Annotated in this window: 24 protein-coding genes; 12 read left to right on the top strand and 12 right to left on the bottom strand. The window is 59.6% G+C overall.

The annotated features are described in order from the left end of the window. Window positions 1-8 precede the first annotated feature (8 nt). The gene (ftsY, locus tag ACAM27_RS03370; protein ID WP_369612556.1) at window positions 9-1,208 is read right to left on the bottom strand and encodes a signal recognition particle-docking protein FtsY; all 1,200 of its coding nucleotides are present in this window, start codon (window positions 1,206-1,208) and stop codon (window positions 9-11) included. Window positions 1,209-1,412: 204 nt separating this feature from the next. Between ftsY and rsmD the strand changes: the two genes are divergently transcribed. Continuing rightward, window positions 1,413-2,048 (top strand): 16S rRNA (guanine(966)-N(2))-methyltransferase RsmD, encoded by a 636-nt coding sequence (gene rsmD / locus ACAM27_RS03365; protein ID WP_369612555.1) that lies wholly within the window; start codon window positions 1,413-1,415, stop codon window positions 2,046-2,048. 36 nt (window positions 2,049-2,084) lie between these two features. Here the strand turns inward: rsmD and ACAM27_RS03360 are convergent, their stop codons facing one another. Beyond that, window positions 2,085-3,263 carry an acyl-CoA desaturase gene (locus tag ACAM27_RS03360; RefSeq protein ID WP_011787152.1) on the bottom strand — a complete coding sequence of 393 codons (1,179 nt, stop codon included), beginning with the start codon at window positions 3,261-3,263 and terminating at the stop codon, window positions 2,085-2,087. A gap of 187 nt (window positions 3,264-3,450) precedes the next feature. On the opposite strand from ACAM27_RS03360, the gene mutM reads away from it, so the two are divergent. The 6 genes from mutM (at window position 3,451) to ACAM27_RS03330 (ending at window position 8,656) form a co-directional block, all read left to right on the top strand. Beyond that, entirely contained in the window at window positions 3,451-4,263 is an 813-nt protein-coding gene (mutM, locus tag ACAM27_RS03355) for a bifunctional DNA-formamidopyrimidine glycosylase/DNA-(apurinic or apyrimidinic site) lyase (RefSeq protein WP_278799954.1), read from the top strand. Window positions 4,264-4,439: 176 nt separating this feature from the next. Beyond that, the gene (locus ACAM27_RS03350) at window positions 4,440-4,772 is read left to right on the top strand and encodes a hypothetical protein (protein ID WP_206854574.1); all 333 of its coding nucleotides are present in this window, start codon (window positions 4,440-4,442) and stop codon (window positions 4,770-4,772) included. An 86-nt stretch (window positions 4,773-4,858) separates the two neighbouring features. Next, window positions 4,859-5,548 carry a GMP/IMP nucleotidase gene (gene yrfG / locus ACAM27_RS03345; RefSeq protein WP_369612554.1) on the top strand — a complete coding sequence of 230 codons (690 nt, stop codon included), beginning with the start codon at window positions 4,859-4,861 and terminating at the stop codon, window positions 5,546-5,548. Between the two features lie 48 nt (window positions 5,549-5,596). Next, the gene (gene hslR / locus ACAM27_RS03340; RefSeq protein ID WP_011787156.1) at window positions 5,597-6,004 is read left to right on the top strand and encodes a ribosome-associated heat shock protein Hsp15; all 408 of its coding nucleotides are present in this window, start codon (window positions 5,597-5,599) and stop codon (window positions 6,002-6,004) included. An 87-nt stretch (window positions 6,005-6,091) separates the two neighbouring features. Further along, on the top strand, window positions 6,092-6,946 hold the full coding sequence (hslO, locus tag ACAM27_RS03335; RefSeq protein WP_369612553.1) for an Hsp33 family molecular chaperone HslO: 855 nt from the start codon (window positions 6,092-6,094) through the stop codon (window positions 6,944-6,946). 174 nt (window positions 6,947-7,120) lie between these two features. Continuing rightward, a complete protein-coding gene (locus ACAM27_RS03330) occupies window positions 7,121-8,656 on the top strand; it encodes a phosphoenolpyruvate carboxykinase (protein WP_011787158.1) in 1,536 nt (511 codons plus the stop codon). Between the two features lie 116 nt (window positions 8,657-8,772). Here the strand turns inward: ACAM27_RS03330 and ACAM27_RS03325 are convergent, their stop codons facing one another. Together ACAM27_RS03325 and ACAM27_RS03320 are read right to left on the bottom strand one after the other, a co-directional pair. After that, a complete protein-coding gene (locus tag ACAM27_RS03325; RefSeq protein WP_369612552.1) occupies window positions 8,773-10,839 on the bottom strand; it encodes a TRAP transporter large permease subunit in 2,067 nt (688 codons plus the stop codon). Window positions 10,840-10,864: 25 nt separating this feature from the next. Beyond that, window positions 10,865-11,812 (bottom strand): hypothetical protein, encoded by a 948-nt coding sequence (locus tag ACAM27_RS03320; protein ID WP_235853613.1) that lies wholly within the window; start codon window positions 11,810-11,812, stop codon window positions 10,865-10,867. A gap of 366 nt (window positions 11,813-12,178) precedes the next feature. Here ACAM27_RS03320 and ACAM27_RS03315 point away from each other — a divergent pair, with 366 nt between their 5' ends. Beyond that, entirely contained in the window at window positions 12,179-12,451 is a 273-nt protein-coding gene (locus tag ACAM27_RS03315; RefSeq protein ID WP_014422988.1) for an HU family DNA-binding protein, read from the top strand. Between the two features lie 39 nt (window positions 12,452-12,490). Here the strand turns inward: ACAM27_RS03315 and ACAM27_RS03310 are convergent, their stop codons facing one another. From ACAM27_RS03310 to gshB, 8 genes are all read right to left on the bottom strand, one after another. Next, on the bottom strand, window positions 12,491-13,510 hold the full coding sequence (locus ACAM27_RS03310; protein ID WP_183580916.1) for a putative solute-binding protein: 1,020 nt from the start codon (window positions 13,508-13,510) through the stop codon (window positions 12,491-12,493). Between the two features lie 192 nt (window positions 13,511-13,702). Beyond that, entirely contained in the window at window positions 13,703-15,016 is a 1,314-nt protein-coding gene (locus tag ACAM27_RS03305) for a dihydroorotase family protein (RefSeq protein WP_369612551.1), read from the bottom strand. After that, window positions 15,013-16,032, bottom strand: a complete 1,020-nt coding sequence (locus ACAM27_RS03300) for an aspartate carbamoyltransferase catalytic subunit (RefSeq protein ID WP_022991331.1) — start codon at window positions 16,030-16,032, stop codon at window positions 15,013-15,015. The genes ACAM27_RS03305 and ACAM27_RS03300 overlap by 4 nt, the downstream gene beginning before the upstream one ends. Window positions 16,033-16,059: 27 nt before the next feature. Then, complete coding sequence (gene pyrR / locus ACAM27_RS03295; RefSeq protein ID WP_369612550.1) at window positions 16,060-16,569, bottom strand: bifunctional pyr operon transcriptional regulator/uracil phosphoribosyltransferase PyrR; 510 nt, start codon at window positions 16,567-16,569, stop codon at window positions 16,060-16,062. Between the two features lie 19 nt (window positions 16,570-16,588). Beyond that, a complete protein-coding gene (gene ruvX, locus ACAM27_RS03290) occupies window positions 16,589-17,020 on the bottom strand; it encodes a Holliday junction resolvase RuvX (protein WP_011787166.1) in 432 nt (143 codons plus the stop codon). After that, a complete protein-coding gene (locus ACAM27_RS03285; protein ID WP_011787167.1) occupies window positions 17,013-17,579 on the bottom strand; it encodes a YqgE/AlgH family protein in 567 nt (188 codons plus the stop codon). Before ACAM27_RS03285 ends, ruvX begins: the two co-directional genes overlap by 8 nt. Next, on the bottom strand, window positions 17,576-18,442 hold the full coding sequence (locus tag ACAM27_RS03280) for an energy transducer TonB (RefSeq protein WP_222198114.1): 867 nt from the start codon (window positions 18,440-18,442) through the stop codon (window positions 17,576-17,578). The genes ACAM27_RS03285 and ACAM27_RS03280 overlap by 4 nt, the downstream gene beginning before the upstream one ends. A 46-nt stretch (window positions 18,443-18,488) precedes the next feature. Continuing rightward, window positions 18,489-19,442: a glutathione synthase gene (gshB, locus tag ACAM27_RS03275; RefSeq protein WP_011787169.1), complete on the bottom strand. Its 954-nt coding sequence runs from the start codon at window positions 19,440-19,442 to the stop codon at window positions 18,489-18,491. A gap of 297 nt (window positions 19,443-19,739) precedes the next feature. Between gshB and pilG the strand changes: the two genes are divergently transcribed. The 4 genes from pilG (at window position 19,740) to ACAM27_RS03255 (ending at window position 23,263) form a co-directional block, all read left to right on the top strand. After that, entirely contained in the window at window positions 19,740-20,132 is a 393-nt protein-coding gene (gene pilG / locus ACAM27_RS03270; RefSeq protein ID WP_011787170.1) for a twitching motility response regulator PilG, read from the top strand. 33 nt (window positions 20,133-20,165) lie between these two features. After that, complete coding sequence (gene pilH, locus ACAM27_RS03265; protein ID WP_011787171.1) at window positions 20,166-20,528, top strand: twitching motility response regulator PilH; 363 nt, start codon at window positions 20,166-20,168, stop codon at window positions 20,526-20,528. A 20-nt stretch (window positions 20,529-20,548) separates the two neighbouring features. Beyond that, window positions 20,549-21,094 carry a chemotaxis protein CheW gene (locus ACAM27_RS03260; protein WP_011787172.1) on the top strand — a complete coding sequence of 182 codons (546 nt, stop codon included), beginning with the start codon at window positions 20,549-20,551 and terminating at the stop codon, window positions 21,092-21,094. A gap of 93 nt (window positions 21,095-21,187) precedes the next feature. Continuing rightward, on the top strand, window positions 21,188-23,263 hold the full coding sequence (locus ACAM27_RS03255; RefSeq protein ID WP_011787173.1) for a methyl-accepting chemotaxis protein: 2,076 nt from the start codon (window positions 21,188-21,190) through the stop codon (window positions 23,261-23,263). The last annotated feature ends 5 nt before the right edge of the window (window positions 23,264-23,268 follow it).

Genomic DNA, 23,268 nt, shown 5'->3' with positions numbered 1-23,268 from the left:
TTACGGCGTCAGTCTTCGAACAACGCATCCACAAAAGTTTCGGCATCGAAGCTGCGCAGGTCTTCGGCCTGTTCTCCCACCCCGATATAGCGGATTGGCAACTGCAGCTGACGGGCGATCGCAAACACAATACCGCCTTTGGCCGTGCCGTCCAGTTTCGTGAGCGTAATGCCGGAGACACCTACTGCCTGCTGGAATACCTGGGCCTGGCTCAGGGCATTCTGACCGGTACCGGCATCCAGCACCAACATCACCTCATGAGGCGCAGATTCATCCAGCTTCTTCATCACCCGAACGACCTTGGACAACTCGTTCATCAGGTTGTCCTTGTTCTGCAGGCGACCGGCGGTGTCTGCAATCACCACATCCACACCCCGGGATTGAGCAGACTGGATGGCGTCGAAAATTACCGATGCACTGTCTGCGCCGGTATGCTGGGCCACCACCGGAACGTTGTTGCGCTCGCCCCAGACCTGCAATTGCTCAACCGCCGCCGCCCGGAAGGTGTCACCAGCGGCCAGCATGACCGACTTACCCTCGCTCTGGAATTTCTTGGTGAGCTTGCCGATGGTAGTGGTTTTGCCGACACCGTTCACGCCAACCATCAGGATAACGTAGGGCTGTTTGCCGGCATCGATCTCCAGCGGCCGGGTCACCTCCTTGAGGAGGCCATGCAACTCATCCCGTAGCGCCTTGCGCAGGGCCTCGCCATCTTTCAGCTGATTGCGTTCGAGTTTCTCGGTCAGGGCGTCAATGATCTCAGAGGTGGCGGTCACACCCACATCGGCCATCAGCAACGTGGTTTCGATTTCTTCCAGCAGATCTTCGTCAATCTTCTTGCCCACCGAGAACAGGTCGGCCAGACCACCGGTCAGGCTGGCCCGGGTTTTCCCCAGACCCTGCTTGATGCGCTCGAAGACACTGACTCGGGGTTCCGGTTCGCGCTCAACCTCAGGTTCCGGCGCGGGAGCCGGCTCAACAGCCGGTTGAGCCGCTTCCGGCTCAGCGGCTTCTGCCGCTGGTTCAGGCGGCACTTCAGGTTCGGCCTCAGGTTCCGCTGGCACAGGAGCCGGCCCCCTGGCCACCTCCGGCTTACGCTGAGGTACCGGCTTGGGCCGGGGCGCACGCTTGCGGTTGCCGGCGATATCCAGCACAAAAAACAGAACAAGAAGGGCCAACAGGCCGACTGAAATCCACTCTGCCGTCATAATCTATCCATCTGTCTGAAAAAAGGGCGGGCACAGGCCGCAGGTTCGCGAAGAGGGCACAAGAACCTCAGCTCGCCAAAATAAGTGGAGCATTCTAACAGACTGGCCGGCACAAGTGATGGGGCAGGATTAACCGGTCTCGTGGATTCCGGTACCATAGCCGCAAACATCAGCCATCCATGACTTCCCCGGAGCCTCGCCCCTATGGCACGACGTCCCCCAGCCCGCAAAAAACCCGTCGTCTCACCAGGCAAAGACTCCGGAACCGGCGAACTGAGAATTATCGGTGGCGACTGGCGCAGCCGGAAACTGCGCTTTCCGGACGCCGGCGGCGTGCGGCCCAGCCCGGCCCGCACCCGGGAAACCCTGTTCAACTGGCTGAACTTCCACCTGGCCGGTAGCCGGTGCCTGGATCTGTTCGCCGGTTCCGGGGCTCTGGGACTGGAAGCACTGTCCCGTGGAGCAGCGCAGGCAACGCTGGTGGACCACACCCCCGCCCTGGCCAAAGCGCTCCGGGACAACCTCCGACTGCTGGGAACCAACAAAGGGGATGTCGCCTGCCAGGATGTGGAACAGTTTCTGGCAAAGGGTGACGGCCAAGGCTACGACATCGTGTTTATGGACCCGCCATTCCGTCAAGGCTGGCTTGAACGGTTGATACCGCTACTGGACACCCAGCAATGGGTGAAGCCGGGCGGCTGGATCTATGTCGAACACGAGAGTGAAAGAGCCTTGCCGACGGTACCGGCCAGCTGGCATCTGCACCGACAGAAATCAGCAGGCCAGGTCAGCTACTGTCTTTTCCGGGTTGAACGGGGTGACGAACCGGAAGCCCAGTAACGGGGGCTTCCGGCGCATCCTACAGGCAGGCCTGTCTCAGGAAGCGGGGCGCAAGGAATACGCTCGCAGGTGGGCGGCAAACTCTTCCAGGTAACGAACACCACTGGCTTCGGCGTCACGACACCACTCCATCAACGCCTGCAGCTTGTCCTGGGGCTTGAGCCCGCGCTGGCGCCAGAGTGCCTGGAGTTCATGACTCTTCTCGTAGATCAGCCTGAGCACTTCGTTGCGTTCCAGCACCGTGTCGAGATGCTCTTTTTCCCGAGGCTTGATCAGGCTGATTTCGCGAGACAGCAATTGCTTGAGCTTGCGATAACGGGGACGAATTTCGTCGTCCATCAACGCTTTCTGCTGTCGCAGCACCGGCTCCATTACTCGCTTGCGATACTGGCGCATGATCACAAAGCGGTTATTGGCGATGGCCTGAACGGTTTCCACGTCCACCGCCTGCTTGCCCGGAACATAATGAGCAATAGGCCGGTAGCCTTTCGGCGTCGCCAGACCAAACAGCTGGAACAGACGAATGTAACCCCAACCGATGTCCACTTCGTACCAGCGACGAGACAGCTTGGCCGAATTCGGATAGGTGTGGTGATTGTTGTGCAGCTCCTCACCACCAATCAGGATACCCAGCGGCGAGATGTTGCGGGCGTTATCGGCGCATTCGAAATTCCGATAGCCCAGGTAATGGCCGATGCCATTGACCACGCCGGCAGCCCATACCGGAATCCACATCATCTGGACGGCCCAGATCCAGATACCGTGCACCCCGAACAGCGCCAGGTTGATCACCGCCATCAAGGCAATACCCAGGGTCTTGTACCGGCTGTAGAGGTTGCGCTCGACCCAGTCTTCCGGCGTGCGCTGGCCATAGCGCTCAAGGGTTTCAGGGGTGGCAGAAGCTGCGTATAACTCGGCGCCCTCAAACAGCACCTTGCGAATACCCAGCACCACCGGGCTGTGAGGATCTTCCTCGGTTTCGCACTTGGCATGGTGTTTACGGTGGATGGCCGTCCACTCTTTGGTGTTCTGGGCCGTGGTCAGCCAGAGCCAGAAGCGGAAAAAGTGCTTGAGGACGGGATGCAGATCCAGCGCGTTATGGGCCGAATGACGATGCAGATAAAGGGTAACGCTGACGATGGTGATGTGTGTCATCACCAGAGTGACCGCGATCAGCTGCCACACAGAAAGGTCCAGAAGACCGTTAAACCACATAGATAATCCTCGAAACTCGATTAACTTCGAAAGGCGATACTGCTGAGGGATGTCGCTGGCACTCGAAGGGGGTGATCGTTAAGCCCACTCTAGCGTACAGGTGTAAGCTTGGACAACCAGGTTTGGCGGCTTTTTTGTTACCAATTACACTGTTTCGTCTCAAAATCTGTCTGTTGGTGGAGGCTCTGTGCCGGAATTACCTGAAGTTGAAACCACCCGTCAGGGCATCGCGCCTCACTGCGAAGGCCAGACCATCCGGCGGGTAATTGTCCGCAACCCCAGCCTGCGCTGGCCGGTACCGGCGGATCTGGCCGAGCACCTGGAGGGCAAGACCATCCGTGCCGTGGAGCGCCGGGCGAAATACCTGTTCCTGCACCTGGAGACTGGTTCCGTGATTGTCCATCTGGGCATGTCGGGCAGTCTCAGAGTGATCACCGACGACAGCCCCGCCATGACTCACGATCACGTCGAGCTTGTCCTCGGCAATCATCGCCGCCTGCGCTTCAATGACCCGCGACGCTTCGGCTGTTGGCTGTGGACTACCGACTGGAACCGGCATCCACTGATCAGCGCGCTCGGGCCGGAACCCTTATCCGAAGGTTTCAACGGCGCCTGGCTTTTTCGCCTGTCCCGGCAGAAACAGACGCCGGTCAAATCCTTCATTATGGACAATCATGTGGTGGTGGGCGTGGGCAATATCTACGCCAACGAAGCCCTGTTCAAGGCCGGCATCCACCCGAAACGGAAAGCCGGCCGCATCAGCCTGGACCGCTATCACAAGCTGGCCGAGGCCATCCGGGAAACCCTCAGCGCCGCCATACTGATGGGCGGCACCACTCTGCGGGACTTCGTCAACAGCGACGGCAAACCGGGGTATTTCGCCCAGTCGCTACTGGTTTATGGCAAGGCGGGAGCGCCCTGCACCGAATGCAACACCCCGCTGAAAGAGATCCGCATGAACAACCGATCGACGGTTTACTGTCCCCGGTGCCAGCGCTGAGATTCCGCAACGGCTCACACTTTTCAACGAAAAACCGTTTGAAATTGAGGCAATATGATTCATAGTTAATGGAGTGCTAGTACCCGGTCGCCGCACGCAGCGCGAACATGCTGGCTCGCAATACAGAGACAGGCGAGCCCTGACCAACCGGGCTGATACGTTCAGGAGAGAATGACATGACCCGCAAGATTTCCCGCACCCTGGTAGCCACCGTCGCAGCCTGCCTGCTGGCATTCTCATCGCTCGGCCATGCCCGCGCCGTGGATGAAAGCCCGTCTGCACTGGCCATGACCGCCGATGCGGTGTTGCTGCGCCCGGCCCTGCTGGCCACAACCATTGTCGGTAGTGCTGTTTACCTGGTATCCCTGCCATTCTCGGCGCTTGGCGGCAATGCCGGCGAAGCCGGTGAAGTGCTGGTGGTTGGCCCGGCCAAGGCCACTTTCGTTCGCTGCCTGGGCTGCACCCGCACCGGTCGCAAGTCAGAAACGGTGGAGCAGTCCGACAACTGATTTGGCGCACCGATCCGTAAAATCCCGGCTTGCCACTGGTCGGGATCTGAGGCAGCCTGAAGAAAATTCTTCAGGCTGTTTTGTTTATGGTGGACTGGTCAACCCTCGATACGGTGTTCCTCGATATGGACGGGACACTGCTGGATCTGCATTTCGACAACCACTTCTGGCTGGAGCACCTGCCCAGGCGCTATGCCGAACACTTTGACCTGCACCCAACCGAGGCCCGGGACTACCTGATTCCGATGATCATGGCCGAGCGGGGCTCGCTGAACTGGTACTGTACCGATTACTGGAGCGAACGCCTTGCTCTGGACATCACCGGCCTTAAGGCGGAAGTTGGTGACCGCATTGGCTACCGCCCTCATGTAACCGGCTTTCTGGCCGCACTGCGCCAGGCGGGGCTGCGTTCGGTCATTGTCACCAACTGCCATCCGGATCCTCTGGCCCTGAAGCTTCAGCGGACCGGACTGGATCAGCATGTTGACGGCATCGTCTCCAGCCACGAACTGGGCAAGCCCAAAGAGGACCCGGCGTTCTGGCAGGACCTTGCCGGCCGCTCCCCCTATCGTCGCCAATCTACCCTGATGGTCGACGACAGTTTCCCGGTGCTGGAGAGTGCCCGGGCCGCCGGTATTGGCCAGTGCCTGGCGATTCTGGCCCCCGACAGCCAGCAGCCAGCCAAAGACCACCACCCGGACATTCCCGGCATTCATCACTTCGATGAAGTACTGCCTGCCTTGCGCTCACATACAGCAGTGCCATCCACCCCATGAGGGGGTTATAATGGATTATTGCGGCATGTGCCCGACAGGTGAGGAGATATGACGGCGGCGAACGCAGACGATCAGAAAGTCCGGCTCGATAAATGGCTGTGGGCAGCGCGATTCTATAAAACCCGCTCGCTCGCCAAAGAGGCCATTGAAGGCGGTAAGGTGCACTACAACAGCCAGCGCACCAAGCCCGGCAAGATCGTTGAGACCGGCGCCAAAGTGACCCTGCGCCTGGGCTGGCAGGAAAAGATCGTGATCGTCGACGACATCAGCGACCGACGCCGGGGCGCCCCGGAAGCCCAGAAGCTCTATCACGAAACCGACGACAGCGTGAAACGGCGGGAAGACCTGGCCTGGCAACGCAAGACCATGCAGGCTGCACAGCTGCCCCCGGCTCGAAGGCCGAGCAAGAAAGATCGCCGGGATATCCAGCGCTTCCGGGAACAGAATGGTCTGTAACCATTGAATCCCACGTATCTGACAACCCGTATACAACCCCGTTTCAGTAACTCCCAGTAAATCGATACATCAGCTCCAGGAGACACCATGGCATCCCGCGACCAGTTCCAACGTTTTCTCTTTGAACACAGCCAGGTGCGGGGTGCCTGGGTACAGCTGGGCGAGAGTTTCAAGGAAATCACCGGCCAGGCCCCCTACCCGGATTCAGTCCGCGAGCTGCTGGGAGAATCCCTGGTAGCCAGCGTACTGATGAGCAGCACCCTGAAATTCAAAGGCACTCTCTCGCTGCAGGCAGCGGGTGAAGGTGCCCTCAGCACACTCATGGCCGAATGCAGCCATGACCGCCATATCCGTGGCCTGGCCCGCTTTGATGCCGATGCGGTCAGCGGCGAAACCCTGCACGAGCTGCTCGGAAAAAGCCGTATGGCCATCACCATTACCCCGGAACAGGGCCAGCGCTATCAGGGCGTGGTACCAAGGGAATCAGAAACCCTGGCCGGCTGCCTAGAAGAGTACTTCGAGCGCTCCGAGCAGATCGCCACCAGCCTGTTCCTGTTTGCCAACGAGGATACCGCTGCCGGCCTGTTACTCCAGCGCCTTCCCGGCCATACCGATGACGACGATGACCTGTGGAACCGGGTGAACCACCTGGCCCGCACAGTGGAAGCGGAGGAACTGCTGAGCCTGGACAGTGAAACCCTGCTGCACCGGCTGTTCCACGAGGAAACGGTGCGCCTGTTCGAGCCGGATCCGGTTGCCTTCCGCTGCAGCTGTTCCCGTGAGCGCACCCTGGCCGCGCTGGAAGCCATCGGCAAGGACGAGTGCTACAGCATCCTCGACGAACAGGGCAGCATCAACATGGACTGCCAGTTCTGTCACGCAAACTATCGCTTCAATAGAAATGATATTGATCACCTTTTCACCGGCCATACGTTACACTAAGCCGTCACTGAACTTGCCCGGAAGCCGCCTCTGGCGCGGCTTTCAGGGCAGTCGTTTTTTGTGGGCGTCTCTGGCATAATAGCGCGCCTGAATTGACCCGATTGTTCAGTTTTCCGTCAATTTTCGGGGGGACGGCCTGGGCAATCACGAAGACATCCCGAGGGCGAGGTCGAAGTGAGCAACACTTATAATGATCTGAGTACAGCACGACTGGTCGAGCTGGCATTAGCAAGGAACGAAGGCCAGCTGGCATCCAACGGTTCTCTGGTGGTCACCACCGGTGAGCGTACCGGCCGGTCTCCTATGGACCGCTTTATCGTCGAGGAGCCCAGCACCGCCGACGACATTCACTGGGGTCCGATCAACCGCCCGTTCGATGCTGAAAAGTTCGATGCCCTGTGGGATCGCGTTGAAGCCTACATCGCTGAAAAAGACCGCTTCGTCTCTCACGTTCACGTTGGTTCCGACCCGGAACACTACCTACCGGTAAAAATGACCACGGAAACCGCGTGGCAGAACCTGTTCGGCCGCAACCTGTTCATTCGCCCGGATAGCTTCAATCCGGCCGACAAGCAGGAATGGCAGATTCTCAACGCCGCTAATTTCGAGTGTGTACCGGAGCGTGATGGCACCAACTCCAACGGCTGCGTCATCATCAACTTCGCCAAGCGCAAGGTGTTGCTGGCCGGCATGCACTACGCAGGCGAAATGAAAAAAGCCATGTTCTCGGTTCAGAACTTCCTTCTGCCCGAGAAAGACGTGTTGCCCATGCACTGCTCAGCCAACGTCAGTGAAACCGGCGAGACATGCCTGTTCTTCGGCCTGTCCGGCACCGGCAAAACCACCCTGTCTGCAGACCCGCACCGGTTCCTGATCGGTGACGATGAGCACGGCTGGGGCCCGGGCACCGTATTCAATATTGAAGGCGGTTGCTACGCCAAGTGCATCGACCTGAGCCAGAAGAACGAACCGATCATCTGGGACGCCATCCGTTTCGGCGCCATCGTTGAGAACGTGATGATTGATCCGGAGACCCGCGAGCCGGACTACAACGACGTTTCACTGACCGAAAACTCCCGCTGCGCCTATCCGCTCGAGCACGTCGAAAAGCGCGTGATCGAGAACCGTGCCGGTGAGCCCTCGCACATCATCTTCCTGACCTGCGACATGACCGGCGTTCTGCCTCCGGTATCCATCCTGAGTCGTGAAGCTGCCGCTTACCACTTCCTGAGTGGCTACACCGCGCTGGTGGGCTCCACCGAAATGGGCTCATCCTCCAAGCTGAAGTCCACCTTCTCCACCTGCTTTGGTGCGCCGTTCTTCCCGCGCCCGGCCGGCGTCTATGCCGAGCTGCTGATGAAGCGTATCGACGAATTCGGCAGCAAGGTATTTCTGGTCAACACCGGCTGGACCGGTGGCCCCTACGGTGAAGGCAAGCGTTTCAGCATTCCGACCACCCGCGCCATCATTGCCGCCATCCAGAACGGTGATCTGGACGACGTCGAAACCGAGCACCTGGATGCCCTGAATCTGGACGTGCCCAAGCATGTTCCGGGCGTAGACACCGAGCTGCTGAACCCGCGCACCACCTGGGTCAGCCCGGACTACTACGATGGCAAGGCCCAGGAGCTGATTGCCCAGTTCGTGGAGAACTTCAAGAAGTTCGACGTGGCCGACGCCATTGTTGAAGCGGGCCCGAAAGCCGGCTAAAGCCGCTTTCCCACTGCCATAAAAAAAGCGCCTTGCGAAAGCTCGGCGCTTTTTTTGTGTCTTTGGCTTGAGAACACAGACCAGACAGGCCGCCGGGGCGGCCTCGGGCAGAGAAATCAGTTGGCGTAGAACAGCAACGGCACAAAGGCCACCAGTACCAGGGAAATACCCATGGCAATCAGTGGCATGATGATGCGTTCGTGGCGCTGGTAGAAGGTTCCACCTTCCTGCTGGGCCGCCAGCACCTCAGCCTCGCCCACCACCTGGCGGGTGAGCAGATGGTTCAGGGCCACAGGCGGGCTCAGGTAGCCGAGCTCGAAGGCCACCAGCGTTACCATCCAGAAATGCACCGGGTGAATACCGCTGGAGTAGGCTATGGTTGCCACCGTTGCGGTTACCAGAATCACCGCCCCGAAGGCGTCCATGATCATCCCCAGGATCACCAGGATCACCACCATCAGCAGCATGGCAGACCAGGGACTGTCGAACGCCTGAGGGAAAGTTTCCATGATGTGGGAGCGCTCAATCACACCACCAATACTCACCGACAACCCCAGCAGCAGCAAAAGCGCGCCAATCTCGGCGGTGGTGTCGTTGGTGGCGCCACGAACGCTTCGCTCCAGCCCCTGGTGATTGATCTCGCCGGACGCCCGGCCCCGGCCATTTTTCAGGCTGATATGCTCATATACCAGAATGGCCAGCATGATCACCGGCAGCAACCGGGGCGCCGAAAATTCGTCCATCTTCACATCCAGGGCAAGCCGGTAGAACAGCACTACGGCAGCGATCATGATCACATAGGGGATCAATGGCCGCAAAGCCTGAATGGACGCCGGAAAGGCATCGGCCGCCGGGGCCAGATCAAACTGGCTCTGCCGGTTCACCGTGAGGGCCACCATCGCAAACATGGTGGCGGTCAGTACGAATACCCAGATGCCCCAGCCAAACAACTCATCGGTCGTCACCTCTCGGTTCAGGTAGGCAATCACCACCACCAGCAGACACGGCCGCAATACCACACCCAGGGAGCCCGACATGGCCGTGGCCGCCAGGGCCAGATGTCTGCGCGCGCCCGCCGCTCGGAGCTCACTGTAGATAACGGCACCGGCAGCAATCACAAAAATACCGGAAGCACCGGTATAGGCGGTAGGCACCGCCGCCACCAGAACCGCCACCACCGCCAGCATCTCCGGCGGCATACGCCAGGGCCGGAAAATATTGAAAACCAGTGTCGCCAGGCGGGTCTGCTTCAGCATCATGCCCACCCACACGTACAGCCCGACATTCAGGAACATGTCGGCCAGCTCCATCATCTTGCCCAGATAGATCCCAATACCGGAGGAATGGCCGATCAGCGCGAAGTAAGTACCTGAAATCAGGCACATCACGGTATAGAGCGGAACCGACAGAAACGCCTGGTTCAGATTGCCCCCCGGCGCCAGATTGTCGGGCGCGCGGAACAGGCGATAGAGGCTCGCCAGCGTCAGGCAGGCAAAGCCGACAATCCAGAAATTGTGCAGCAGCAGCTCCTCACCGGATACTGTGGTGCTGCTGGCCAGGCTGGATTGCCGGAAGATCACCGACGAGCCCAGCAACATGGCGTTGGCAATGGTTTGCAGGGTATGGGAGACGGTGTAGTCCAACCGGGTCTCCATGGCTCGCATGGCAATGTGATGGCGGGTGAGTGTGGCGGTCGCCGCACACAGCATCACCAGAATCACCAGGACGTAGCGTTGAGCTGTGAGCCCGAACGCGATCAGGTCGGCTACAAAAAGCTCTACCGCCCGATAGGCTTTCACACCGGGAGTCAGCTTGTCCTGCAGGTCTTCGTAACTGGCGTGAGCGGCCCGGCAATCCGCCACCGAGCGCTCTATGGCAAGACGGACTTCCCGGGGGTCTTTTTCATGGGCGCCAAGCAGTGCTGCCATCGGGTCGTCTGCCGGCGCTTGCTCAGCCAGTTCCCGGGCGACTTCTGCCTCAACATCCCGGTTGAGGTCGCACTCCGGTTGTACCGGGTCCATGCGCAGCTTGTAATAGCCACTCCAGAGCTGCTCACCAGCGCGCAACATCTGGTTATGAATATCACTGCTGGTGGAAAACAGAACCACGGCCAGCAACAACAGACAGGCCGGCAGCGATGAAAACCACTCCAGACCACTACGACGAAAACCACCCTGGGGCATAACGGCTTACTCGGCTTGATGATGGTTACAACAGGTCGTCCAGATCCATGGTCTCGACCGGTTCACGCTGGTCATCCCAGAAGGCACCGAACTGCCCGATGGGGGTGCGGTGGCCGGTGTTTTCCACCCACAACCGATCCGAAATCGCCACCAGCATATTGGTCGCCATGGCGTCCACAAACCGCCATTCCTCGTTGGCCGGATTGGCCTCAAGGGATTCAGCATGATCCCGGATAACCGACTTCACCAGGGCTTCATCATTCTTATTCATAGCCGCAATGGCCTGGAACACATGGCCCAGTCGGACGCCAGCGTCCTCGCCCTGCTCCGCGGCAATGGCCAGGCGCTCGAAGGCATCTTCACCCTGCGGCTGGGTTCCCGGGATCATGGCCCAGACGGTGGCACGCAGGCCCATGGGGGCGCCCCACCATTTCTTGTTATCCAGACACTGGGTAGCACGGCCCACCACGGAGCCGGTATTGAACGGAACGCCCACCGAGGAGGTGGCCTGGATCTGGGCGTTAAGCGCCTGCAGCCCGGACAGCAAACCGGCCATGTACATGAACTCGTCCATGTCATCGTCGAAATCCGGGCACTCGGTTTCATCCGGGTTACCATAGTGGCTATTGTGATGCTGCCAGCTTTTCAGATAGCGGCGAGCGGCCAGGGTATGAGCACGCTTCTGGCGAATAAAGGCGTCTTCCGCCGCGGTCGCATCCATGGCATACATGGCGGCCAACCCTGCCAGCTCATGCTCCCTGGCCTGCTCTTCCGCACAGCTGCCCGAAGACAGGTAGAGCATGACTGCCAGTTGATCCGGCTCGCTGGTTACCCGACCAAACGACATCAACAGCGGCGCGGTAGCCTCGCTCATGGAACAGCCCATGGCCAGATCGTCCGACTCCATGAGGTAGGGGACGGTATGGTTGCGGGAGAAGCCCTTCATGACATCCCCCGTGGTCTTGTAGATCATGTTATTGAACGCCCCGCAGCCGCTCAGCAGGAGACCGGCAGTCAACGCCGCCGCCATGCCGCGAAGCCCAGATGATGTTGTCGGGGATCTCCGGAAACCCTTCATACCTTTCAACCCTTTGTTCTTGTGTTTTGTCCAGACGACGGGGGCGGACTGCACCGTTTGTTACAGTCTGTAACCGGCGTTCATTATGACGAACTCCGCCCCGGGTTTATGAGACCGATCCCGCAAATGACGCCTCCGGGAACATATCGTTACCGAAGAAGGTTTGCAGATTCAGCCCAAAGCCACTATAGATTGCTTCAGCCTCCGGCCTGGCCGGGGCAATAACCAACAACAATCAGAACGAATAATCAGGAGTATCCGATGCGCAAACCTGAACTTGCTGCTGCCATTGCCGACAAAACCGGGCTTACCCGGGAAAAGGCCGGAGAGGTAATCAACGCGTTTACCGACCAGGTGTCGGCGGCTGCCGCGCGGGGAGAGGACGTGACACTGATCGGTTTCGGTACCTTCAACATCCGCAGCCGGGAAGCCCGCAGCGGGCGCAACCCGCAAACCGGCGCAAGCATCCAGATCCCTGCCAGCAAGACCGTGGGTTTCAAGGCCGGCAAGGCCCTGAAAGACGCCATCCGCTGATCACCTGCGGCCCGCTCTGTATGCGGGCCGCTCAGTGCCTCAGGATGCGCACTCCGAACGGGAGCCATCCACCCGACAGCGAATCGCCTTCATCAACTTGATGGCGCGCTCGTCATAGACCCCGTCCTCCAACAGTGAAAGACGAACCTGGCGCAGCATCTTGTCGTACTCGGCCACATCTTCCCGGGGCGGGTGCATCCAGACGTCGGCAGGAATCCCGGACTCCGCTTCTGCAATGATCTCGTAGGCCTGATCAATCCGCTTGATGGACTCATCCCGAACCATCTGGCCGGCGTCTTCCGGGAAACGGTCGCGATGAATAATGACCTGGAAGTTCATGTACGCCAGGGCATACTTGAACACCCCACCCTTGGAATTAACGCCCTTATAGAGTTCCAGAGGCTGATAGGCCACGGCTGGTGCATAGGCCAGGTCGACACTGCCATTATTGAACTTGCCGGCAAAGTTGGCGGAGTTGGAGCCAACCACCGATGCTCCGACATGACGGACCATGCGCACCGAGGCCGAGTCGTAATCCAGCGTTGCGATGCGTTTGCCCTGGAGTTTCTCGACCGAATCAATGGCCCGGTCGCGGGTATACAGGTAAATGGCCCCGGCAGGAAAGACACCGGCTACCTCATAAGGCCCGTCAACCAGGAACGGCCGGGCCTTGGGCTGGCTCAGGGTGTTGTACAACAGGCGCATTTCTTCTTCACCCGGCACTGCCCCCATGGCTTCGAGGCTACCGGTAAACTTGTTGAATTCCCGGGCACGGGTGCCGGTCAGCAACACGGCATCGCACTGACCGGCCTTGAAGTCTTCGGCCGCTACTTTTTCATCGGTGTAGGCACGCAGTTCCAGCTTGATGCCTCGCTTAAGGGCCACCGGCTGGAACTCCTTGGTAATGGCAAACAGCGGGCCATTGGCACCAACCGGGTCAAACACACAGAAACTGCGCTCAAGGATTTCATCCTGGGCCTGAACCAGGGAGGGTGCCACCACGCTGGCACACAGGGCGGCCGCCATGGCGAGCCGGCGGGAAAAGCGGATTGATTTCACGGGATGACTCCTGAGTTTTTATTGTCGGGCCGGTCACATCCGGGTGACTGGCTCTCGTATTCTATGACCTGACCGTAGAGGGTCAGGTCATAGAATACGTTGGCTCAGGTGCCTGCCATCAAGGGTTTTTCAGCAAAACCGGCGAGTTCTGTGATGATGTCGACAGAGGCGGAGCCACCCCTGCCTCATTTTTCAAAGTGGGGTTCCGGGAGCCTGCCAGGCGGTACGACCTGCCACCAGGGTGAGTTTCACCTCCCCTGGCAGGGCACGCTCCAGAACCGGAGCGTGCCGGCCAGCCGACAGCAGCGTTGCTGCGGAAGGCTGCCAGTGGCCATCCGGGTCAAACAAACAAAGATCAGCAGCAGCCCCGGCCGTCAGAGCCACTTCCCGGCCCAGGACAGCCGCCGGGCCAGCGGTTAGTGCCCGCAGCAAATCCGGCAATTCCAACTCATGATTCTGTACCAGCTCCAGACCCAGGGACAGCACGCTTTCGATGCTCGACAGCCCGGGCTCGGTCGCGGGCAGAGGGGCCTGCTTGGCCGCGGAATCATGGGGCTGATGCTGACTCACAATTGCATCGATAACGCCGTCCCGCATACCGGTCACCAGCGCCTGACGGTCGGCTTCTCCGCGCAGGGGAGGCCGGACATGAAAACGACTGTCGAAGCCGGCCAGGGCCGACTCGGTGAAGACCAACTGGTGCATGGCAACATCGGCGGTAACCTTCACGCCGCGATCCCGGGCCTGAGCCAGCATCTCGACGCTGCGGGCGCAGGACAGCTGGCTCAGGTGCAGGCGCACCCCGGTCTCTTCCGCCAGCAGTAGCATTTCCATAACCGCGGCCGTTTCGGCCACCTCGGGAATACCCAGCAGCCCCAGACGCGTGGTGACCTGGCCATCATGGGCGTAGCCATCGGCCGCCAGTGCCGTATTTTCCGGACTGAACATCACGGTCAGTCCGAAGGTCTGGGCATAGGCCATACACCGGCGCAGAATGCGGGCATTGCGCACGCCCCGGGAACCATTGCCGACCGCCACGCAACCGGCTGCTTTCAGGCCGGCCATATCACTGAGCATATCGCCATCAAGGCCACGGGTGATGGCACCGATCGGCAGCACCCGAACCACACCTCGGGAGGCCACGCTGTCGAGAATCAGATTGGTCACGGCACCGGAATCATTGACCGGCGAGGTTTCCGGCGAGGCACAGACCGTGGTGAAACCACCATGGGCGGCGGCTCGTGTTTCCGAGGCAATATTGCCCTTCTGGCCATTGCCCGGCTCCCGGAGATTACAGCACAGGTCGATGAAACCGGGCGCGATCACCTGCCCGGCGGCGTCCAGTGTTGCCGCGCTCGCGGCTGCCTGAGCCTGCTCTCCAACCGCCTCTATGCGACCATTGCGCACCAACAGCCCCGGGTTACTGATCAACCCCTTGCCCGGCTCAAACAACTGCCCGCCGGTCAGTTTCAGGCCGCCCTCATTCCAGTTCGCTGATGCTGTCATGCCCGACCCTCCTGCTGTTCCTGCTGTCTTTGCTGACGCTCCGCCATCTGACCGCCCATGGCCATGGACATCACCGCCATCCGGATAGCAATACCGTTGGTGACCTGGTTAAGAATGACCGACTGGGGCCCATCGGCCACTGCCGACTCAATCTCGACCCCGCGGTTGATCGGGCCCGGATGCATGACGATGCAATCGGGCTTTGCCAGCCCCAGCTTTTCCTGATTCAGCCCGTACAGACGGTAAAACTCACGTTCACTGGGTAGCAGGGCACCTTCCATGCGCTCCTTCTGAAGCCTCAGCATGATCACCACATCCAGGTCTTTCATGCCGCGGGCCATGTCGTATTCCACGGTACAACCAAGATCCTCGACATCTCTGGGCAGCAGCGTGCCGGGAGCAATCACCCGTACCTCTTCCGCGCCCAGCACATTCAATGCGCGAATCTGCGAGCGCGCCACCCGGGAGTGCAGCACATCCCCGACAATGGCAACTTTCAGGCCTTCAAAGCGGCCCTTGTGCTGACGGATGGTCAGCATGTCCAGCATCGCCTGGGTGGGATGGGCGTGGCGGCCGTCACCGGCATTGATGATGGCGACGCCCGGGGTCACACTCTCGGCTATGAAATGCGGCGCGCCACTCTGGGAATGACGCACTACGAACATATCCGAGGCCATGGCCTCCAGATTAAGCAGGGTATCGGACAGGGATTCACCCTTGGAGGTAGCTGAGGTAGAGATATCCAGGTTCAGGACGTCGGCAGACAGGCGCTTGGCCGCGAGTTCGAACGTACTCCTGGTCCGGGTACTGGATTCAAAGAACAGGTTGACTACGGTGCGGCCTCTGAGAAGGGGCACTTTCTTGATACTTCTCTCTCCCACCTCAATAAAGGAGTCGGCGGTGTCGAGAATATCCGTGAGCAGTGGCTGGCCCAGGCCATCCAGCGTCAGGAAATGCCGCAACTGACCATCCCGGGTCAGCTGCAAGTGGTTCGGGGAAGGGTCGTTCGCGGTCATGGCTCGCCTGTTATCAGTTGGGAAGGTTTACTGCCCGGATTCCTGTACTTCAATGCGCAGTGGCTCGGGGCCACGCAGTTTCACTCGTTGATGGGCTTCCAGCGTCAGGGCCCGTCCCACCACATCCGGCTGGATTGGTAGTTCCCTGGCGCCCATATCGATCAGCGTGGCCAGTATGATACTGGCCGGACGGCCGTAGTCGAATATTTCGTTCATGGCAGCCCGGATCGTCCGGCCACTCATGATCACGTCGTCGATCAGGATGATGTCCCGGCCTTCGGTATCAAACGGCAGACTGGACGGCAACACCCGGGGGTTCAGACCAATGCGACTGAAGTCATCCCGGTAGAACGAGATGTCCAGCTCTCCAAAAGGCTGGGCAATACCCAGGCGCTTCCCCAACACATCCGCCAGCCAGACACCGCCGGTCCGGATTCCGATCAGCACCGGGTCATCTACGCCACGCGCCTGGAGAATCTGACGCAGGCCGGATTCCAAAGTGTCGAGCAGCTGGTCTATATCAAGCAATGCGGTCATTACAGCCTCGTTTATCAGATCAGCCGGCCTGCTCCCGGCACCAGGTTTCCAGTATCAGCACGGCGGCACGGTCATCGACGCCGTGGCGGCCGAAATCGCGGCTGCCACCACCGGCCATCACCTCGCCCTTGGCTTCGTAGCTGGTGAGTCGTTCGTCCACCATTTCGACCGTGACATGGTAGCGGCCGTGCAAACGCTTGCCGAACTTGCGCGCCCGCGCGCACATCTCATTTTCGGTGTCATCCATATTCAGAGGCAGGCCGACCAGGACAATATCCGGCTGCCAGTCCGCCAGCAGCGCCTCGATCTGCTGCCAGTCGGGGATCCCGTCCCTGGCCGGAAGCATGGCCAGGGGCTGGCCGGTTCCGAGCATTTCCTGCCCTGACGCCACCCCGATACGCCGGGTGCCGAAATCAAAGGCCAGTAGTCGACGGTTACCGGGATCAGGCATGACCCACCGAATCACTGAGCTGGTTCAGATCAATGCCCATCAGGCGGAGTACCGCCTGGTAACGTTGGTCTGCCGGCGTGCGGAACAGAATGTCGGTGCTGGCCGGGCAGGTCAACCAGGCATTGCTGCCCAGCTCTTCCTCCAGCTGACCCTCGCCCCAGCCAGAGTAACCCAGTGCCACCAGAAACGATTCCGGCCCCTCATCCCGGCCAATGCTTTCCAGAATATCCCGGGAGGTGGTCAACAGCACTTCGTCGGTGACTCGCGCGGTATTCTGCCACTGCCGGCCCGGCGAGTGCAGAACAAAGCCGCGCTCTGGCTGAACCGGCCCGCCGGTGTATACCGGCAAGTCCAGCTCCCCGCCGTGCATGTCGAGCTGCTCGAGGATCTCACCCAGGTGGATATCCAGCGGCTGATTGATCATCAGCCCCAGCGCGCCCTCCTCCGAGTGTTCGCAAAGGTAGATCACCCCACCGTGAAAGCGGGGATCAGCCAACCAGGGCGAAGCCACCAGGAAGTGGTGCCTGAGACTGCCTGTGGTGTCGTGTTCGGCCGTCATCCTGATGTAAGCCCCCGTCTCTGAAATGACCAGGTGCGTATGATTTCCAGTTCGTCCACGTCCTGACGCATTTCCTCCGGGAAAGGCGCAAACGGAGCGGCCATACGCACAATTCGGATTGCGGCATCATCCAGCACCGTGCTGCCGGAGGACTGGAGGATTGCCACTTCCTTGATTGTGCCATCTTTCTTCAGCGAAACCAGCATGCGCAGGGTGCCGTAGATGCCTGCCTGCCTGGCTTCGGTGGGATAGTTGATGTTGCCCACCCGGGTCACCTTGCTCACCCAGTTCTGCACATACCAGGCGTTGCTGGACTTCAGGGTCGAGGCTGCCGTTACCCGCATTACCCGGGGTTTGCGGGCATAGGCCCGCTGCTGTGCGTCAAACCGCGCCTCCAGGCTGGCAATCTCCAGGCTGCGCTCCATCAGGCTCTTTTTCTCGCTCTGGGGCAAGGGCTCTTCCTGGGGCTCGGTTCGCTCCTCCGGCCTTGACGCCTGGCGCTCGGTGCGAGTCTCGGTCTGGACGACCGCCCGCTCCTGTTGAGGCTGAGGCCGGGTGGTGGTCTGTGGCTCGGGTTGCACCTGGGCCAGCTCCGGCTGACTGATCTCGGAGGGATTGGGCGAGGTCATTTCCATGGCCTGCTCTTCCGAGCCACTGCCCTGTTGACTGGTCTGGGCCAGAAAATCGGCTTTCTCCGGCGCCTGCTCATCGTCGAACTGGGACAGGGTAATTTCCATGGTCTGAGCCGAAGACCGGGGCGATTCCGGGGCAAAGGTAATCCCCAACACCAACATGGCATGAACGGCCAATGCCATAAACAGGGTGAAGGAAAACCGATCGAAATCGCTAACCTGGGTTGCCATGACGGTTCCTGAGTCTCCTTGTGCGCTCAAAAGCTGTGATCGGTCTTCAGTCTCTGGCCAGACGTCGCTCGATGGCGTCCATCAGCATGCCGGCAATGTCAATGCCAAACGCCGCATCCAGCTCACGAATGCAGGTGGGGCTGGTGACGTTGATTTCCGTGAGATAGTCACCAATGACATCAAGCCCCACGAACATCAGGCCCTTTTCCTTGATCACCGGCGCTACCCGGGCACAGATCTGACGGTCACGCTCGGTCAGCTCCCGGCCCTCACCACGACCTCCGGCGGCCAGGTTGCCGCGATTCTCACCGTGTGACGGAATGCGTGCAAGGGCATAGGGTACCGGCTCGCCCTCAATCAGCAGAATACGCTTGTCACCTTCGGTGATTTCGGGGATGAATTTCTGGGCCATGGCCTGATGGCTGCCGTAATTGGTGAGGGTTTCGATGATGACCCCGAGATTGGCATCGTTTTCCTTGACCCGGAATATCGAGCGGCCACCCATGCCGTCCACTGGTTTCATGATGATGTCACCATGTTCGGCATAGAATTCCCGGAAACGCTGGGCAGAGCGGGTCACGATCAGCGGCGGTGTCAGGTCTTCAAACTGGGTGGCAAACAGTTTTTCGTTGCAGTCCCGCAGAGTGGCCGCCGGATTGACCACCAGAGCGCCCTGCTGCTCCGCCGATTCCAGTATATAGGTGGCCATCAGGAACTCCCGGTCCACCGGTGGGTCCTGCCGCATCAGAATGACGTCGAGGTCACCCAGCGCACGATCCTGACTGGCGCCGAAGCTGTACCAGTTGTCCGGATCCATGTGCACAGTCAGCCCACGGGTGTGAGCCCGGGCCTGGCCGCCCGCAAGATAGAGATCCGGCAGTTCCATGTACTCGATTTCCCAGCCACGTTTCTGGGCGGCATGCAGCATGGCCAGAGAACTGTCTTTCTTGAAGTGAATATCCTGAATGGGATCCATCACGATCCCCAGCCGGATTGTCATAGCGTCTCCTGGAACTGTCGGTAAGAAAACACGAACCGGTCAGCAGAGCGAACCGGTTATTAAGTGCTATGCTGAGAGGTCAGATGGTATTGTACCCGAGCCGCGAATGCATCCGGAGAAATCCGCAGATAAATCCGTGATGGCAGCGGCAGAAGTACATTTGGTCACAAACTAATACTTTTTATCCAGCCATGGATACTCTATAAATGAGCGGGGTTTATAGAACAACCTTAACGTTTGTGTTAAAACCCCCGTTCGAAAATAACGACAGTCGCTAGAGCGCAAGGCAGTTGGACAATGGATGACAACTTCGAGAACCTGAAGATCATGGTGATTGACGACAGCAAGACCATTCGTCGCACCGCGGAAACCCTTCTTAAAAAGGTTGGCTGTGAGGTTATCACTGCCACAGACGGCTTTGACGCTCTGGCCAAGATTGCCGACTCCCAGCCGGACATCATTTTTGTCGATATCATGATGCCCCGCCTGGACGGCTACCAGACCTGCGCACTGATCAAGAACAATTCCTCTTTTAAAAAGACGCCGGTTATCATGCTTTCGAGCAAGGACGGCCTGTTCGACAAGGCAAAAGGCCGAATCGTAGGCTCGGACCAGTATCTGACCAAACCGTTCAGCAAGGATGAGCTGCTTAACACCATCCGCCAATACATGCCTCAGGCGGAACAGTAACCCCTGCTGACACACAGAACCATCGAGGAAACCATGGCCCGCATTCTGATTGTTGACGACTCGCCAACTGAAGTTAAGAAGATTTCCACCATTCTGGAAAAACACAAGCACGAAGTGCTGACCGCAGATAATGGCGCCGATGGTGTGGCCAAGGCCCGCGCGGAAACTCCGGATCTGGTGCTGATGGATGTTGTCATGCCCGGCCTGAACGGCTTTCAGGCGACCCGCCAGCTGACCCGTGCGCCGGAAACCGCTTCCATCCCGGTTGTGATCGTAACCACCAAGGATCAGGAAACTGACCGGGTGTGGGGAACCCGCCAGGGTGCCAAGGGTTATCTGGTCAAGCCAGTTAACGAAGACGACCTGATCAAAACAATCAACAGCCTGATTGCCTGATCCCCAACCTTGGAGTACGCATGTCCGCCCAGGCCGCCCCTTTTGCCGTTCTGACGGATATCGCCCAGCGCAGCCGGTCCATGGCCGCCGGTCTGCCGGAACAACAGGAAGCCGTTGAACTCTGGAACGGCATCGGTTTTATTCTCTCGGGCGAACGCTACGTTGCCCCCATGGGCGAAGTTACCGAAATCCTGCATGTACCCCGGTTCACCCATGTTCCGGGGGTTCGGTCGTTCCTGATGGGAGCGGCTAATGTTCGCGGCCGCCTGTTACCCCTGGTCGATCTCGCCACCTTTTTCGATGTGCCCCGCTCTTCCCGCAGCCTGCGTGAACGGCGGGTTCTGGTGGTTGAGCAGGGCGACGTATTCAGTGGCCTGGTCGTCGACAGCGTACTGGGCATGCAGTACTTCGCCAAAGACAGTTTCAGGGCCACCCCCGACGGGGTGCCCGACAGCGTTCGTCCGTTTGTGAGCGGCGGTTACGAGCGTAATGAGGAGGTCTGGAAAGTGTTCTCAGCCACCGATCTGGTGGAAGACGAACGCTTTCTTGATGTTGCACAGTGGTAAGGGTGATGGTACTGGCAGGAACATCACCCTGACCGTCTGAAACCCGCTACACATACTTGCCATTTCCAGAAGAAAGAGGCCGGGAGCCAGAAAATGAAAAACAGAGCCGGAAGACTCAGTATGGGACAGGGAGGCAACAAACTGGTTGCCGGCCTGATCGCAGCGCTGATTGCACTTACCGTCCTGCTCGTTGTGGTACTGTTCATCATTAACCAGGACAGTCAGCACGACCAGCAGTACATCGCCAACACCGCGGAAATGCGGGTACTCTCCCAGGAGATCGCGAAGAACGCGACCGAGGCCGCCGGTGGTACCGCCGAAGCCTTCGACCAACTCCGTCGTTCGCGGGATGAGTTCCAGCAGCTCTGGACCAACGTGACCGAGGGCAACCCGGAAACCGGCCTCCCGCCCAGTGAACTGGCCCAGCAAAGTGGCGTACAGGAACACTGGAACACCGTTCGTGAAAACGCCGACAGCATCCTCTCCACCCGTGATGCAGTACTCGGCCTGCACGAAGTAGCCCGGACCCTGAACGAAACCATTCCCCAGCTGCAGGTGGAATACGACGACATCGTTCAGATTCTGCTGGATAACGGTGCCCCTGCCGAACAGATCTCTCTGGCCCAGCGTCAGTCGCTGCTGGCAGAGCGTATTGTCCGCTCCGTTAACAACGTACTGTCCGGTGACGAAGACGCCGTTATCGCGGCCGACCGTTTCGGCCGGGACGCCAGCCTGTTCGGCCGGGTTCTTGACGGCCAGCTCAACGGCAATCCCGCCATGGGCATCTCCCGCGTAGCGGACGAAGACGCCATCTATGGCCTGGAAGCGGTTGACGAGCTGTTCCAGTTCGTTTCCCAGAACGTAGACGCGATCCTTGAAGCCTCTCCCGACCTCTTCAAGGTTCGTACCGCCGCAAGTGACATCTTCCAGAACTCCGAGAACCTGCTGGCCGAACTGTCGACTCTGGCCGACAACTTCGCTACCCAGTCCAGTTCCCGTCTGATCAGCCCGACCCTGGCCTTCGCCATCCTGGCCGCCATGGTTGCGATTGTTGTCTTTATCGGTCTTGCCCTGTACCGCGACGCCCAGGAGCGTCTGGCCACCACCCAGGAGCAGAACGAACAGAACCAGAACGCGATCCTGCGACTGCTGGACGAACTGGCCGACCTGGCCGATGGTGACCTGACCACAGAGGCCACGGTAACCGAGGACTTCACCGGTGCCATCGCCGACTCCATCAACTACGCGATCGACCAGATGCGCGGCCTGGTACAGGCCATTCGTGGTACTGCGGTACGAGTAGCTTCCGCCGCCCAGGAAACTCAGGCCACGGCCATGCACCTCGCCGATGCATCCGAGCACCAGGCCCAGGAAATTGCCGGCGCCTCTGCCGCGGTTAACGAGATGGCCGTGTCCATCGACCAGGTATCCTCGAACGCCGCCGAATCCTCCGCGGTTGCGGAGCGGTCGGTTGCGATCGCGAAGAAAGGCGCAGAAGTGGTACAGAACACCATTCGCGGCATGGATAACATCCGGGAGCAGATCCAGGAAACTTCCAAGCGGATCAAGCGTCTGGGTGAATCCTCCCAGGAAATCGGTGACATCGTATCCCTGATCAACGACATTGCCGACCAGACCAACATCCTGTCCCTGAACGCGGCAATCCAGGCCTCCATGGCCGGTGACGCGGGCCGGGGCTTCGCGGTGGTTGCGGACGAAGTTCAGCGCCTGGCGGAACGTTCCTCTGCAGCAACCAAGCAGATCGAAGCCCTGGTTAAGACGATCCAGTCGGATACCAACGAAGCGGTTATCTCCATGGAACACACCACCGCCGAGGTGGTCCGTGGTGCCCGACTGGCCCAGGACGCGGGTATCGCCCTCGAGGAAATCGAGAACGTATCCATGTCCCTCGCGGAGTTGATCCAGAACATCTCCAACGCCGCCCGTCAGCAGTCGTCCTCTGCGGCGCACATTTCCAACACCATGAACGTTATCCAGGAAATCACCTCCCAGACTTCCTCCGGTACCAACGCTACCGCGAAGTCTATCGGTAACCTGGCAGAAATGGCCTCCGAGCTGCGGTCCTCCGTTGCCGGCTTCACCCTGCCGGATGAGGAAATGGCCAATCAGGAAGAAGAGGAAAACAGCGACGTACCGGTGGTCAGCTGATCACC

The sequence above is a fragment of the Marinobacter sp. RI1 genome, from assembly GCF_041155085.1.
GTDB classification, from domain to species: Bacteria; Pseudomonadota; Gammaproteobacteria; order Pseudomonadales; family Oleiphilaceae; genus Marinobacter; species Marinobacter nauticus.
The sequence above is the reverse complement of the archived record's forward strand: the minus strand, read 5'-3'. Positions and strand labels throughout refer to the sequence as shown.

Coding starts and splice junctions, on each gene's coding strand:
- ACAM27_RS03285 (WP_011787167.1), bottom strand. CDS start 17,579: ATGACGGCCGAACACGACACCACAGGCAGTCTCAGGCACCACTTCCTG.
- ACAM27_RS03255 (WP_011787173.1), top strand. CDS start 21,188: ATGAAAAACAGAGCCGGAAGACTCAGTATGGGACAGGGAGGCAACAAA.
- ACAM27_RS03280 (WP_222198114.1), bottom strand. CDS start 18,442: ATGGCAACCCAGGTTAGCGATTTCGATCGGTTTTCCTTCACCCTGTTT.
- pilG (WP_011787170.1), top strand. CDS start 19,740: ATGGATGACAACTTCGAGAACCTGAAGATCATGGTGATTGACGACAGC.
- ACAM27_RS03305 (WP_369612551.1), bottom strand. CDS start 15,016: ATGACAGCATCAGCGAACTGGAATGAGGGCGGCCTGAAACTGACCGGC.
- rsmD (WP_369612555.1), top strand. CDS start 1,413: ATGGCACGACGTCCCCCAGCCCGCAAAAAACCCGTCGTCTCACCAGGC.
- ACAM27_RS03325 (WP_369612552.1), bottom strand. CDS start 10,839: ATGCCCCAGGGTGGTTTTCGTCGTAGTGGTCTGGAGTGGTTTTCATCG.
- hslO (WP_369612553.1), top strand. CDS start 6,092: ATGGCATCCCGCGACCAGTTCCAACGTTTTCTCTTTGAACACAGCCAG.
- pyrR (WP_369612550.1), bottom strand. CDS start 16,569: ATGACCGCATTGCTTGATATAGACCAGCTGCTCGACACTTTGGAATCC.
- ACAM27_RS03320 (WP_235853613.1), bottom strand. CDS start 11,812: ATGATCTACAAGACCACGGGGGATGTCATGAAGGGCTTCTCCCGCAAC.
- ACAM27_RS03260 (WP_011787172.1), top strand. CDS start 20,549: ATGTCCGCCCAGGCCGCCCCTTTTGCCGTTCTGACGGATATCGCCCAG.
- pilH (WP_011787171.1), top strand. CDS start 20,166: ATGGCCCGCATTCTGATTGTTGACGACTCGCCAACTGAAGTTAAGAAG.
- ftsY (WP_369612556.1), bottom strand. CDS start 1,208: ATGACGGCAGAGTGGATTTCAGTCGGCCTGTTGGCCCTTCTTGTTCTG.
- ACAM27_RS03360 (WP_011787152.1), bottom strand. CDS start 3,263: ATGTGGTTTAACGGTCTTCTGGACCTTTCTGTGTGGCAGCTGATCGCG.
- ACAM27_RS03300 (WP_022991331.1), bottom strand. CDS start 16,032: ATGACCGCGAACGACCCTTCCCCGAACCACTTGCAGCTGACCCGGGAT.
- ACAM27_RS03315 (WP_014422988.1), top strand. CDS start 12,179: ATGCGCAAACCTGAACTTGCTGCTGCCATTGCCGACAAAACCGGGCTT.
- hslR (WP_011787156.1), top strand. CDS start 5,597: ATGACGGCGGCGAACGCAGACGATCAGAAAGTCCGGCTCGATAAATGG.
- ruvX (WP_011787166.1), bottom strand. CDS start 17,020: ATGCCTGATCCCGGTAACCGTCGACTACTGGCCTTTGATTTCGGCACC.
- gshB (WP_011787169.1), bottom strand. CDS start 19,442: ATGACAATCCGGCTGGGGATCGTGATGGATCCCATTCAGGATATTCAC.
- yrfG (WP_369612554.1), top strand. CDS start 4,859: ATGGTGGACTGGTCAACCCTCGATACGGTGTTCCTCGATATGGACGGG.
- ACAM27_RS03350 (WP_206854574.1), top strand. CDS start 4,440: ATGACCCGCAAGATTTCCCGCACCCTGGTAGCCACCGTCGCAGCCTGC.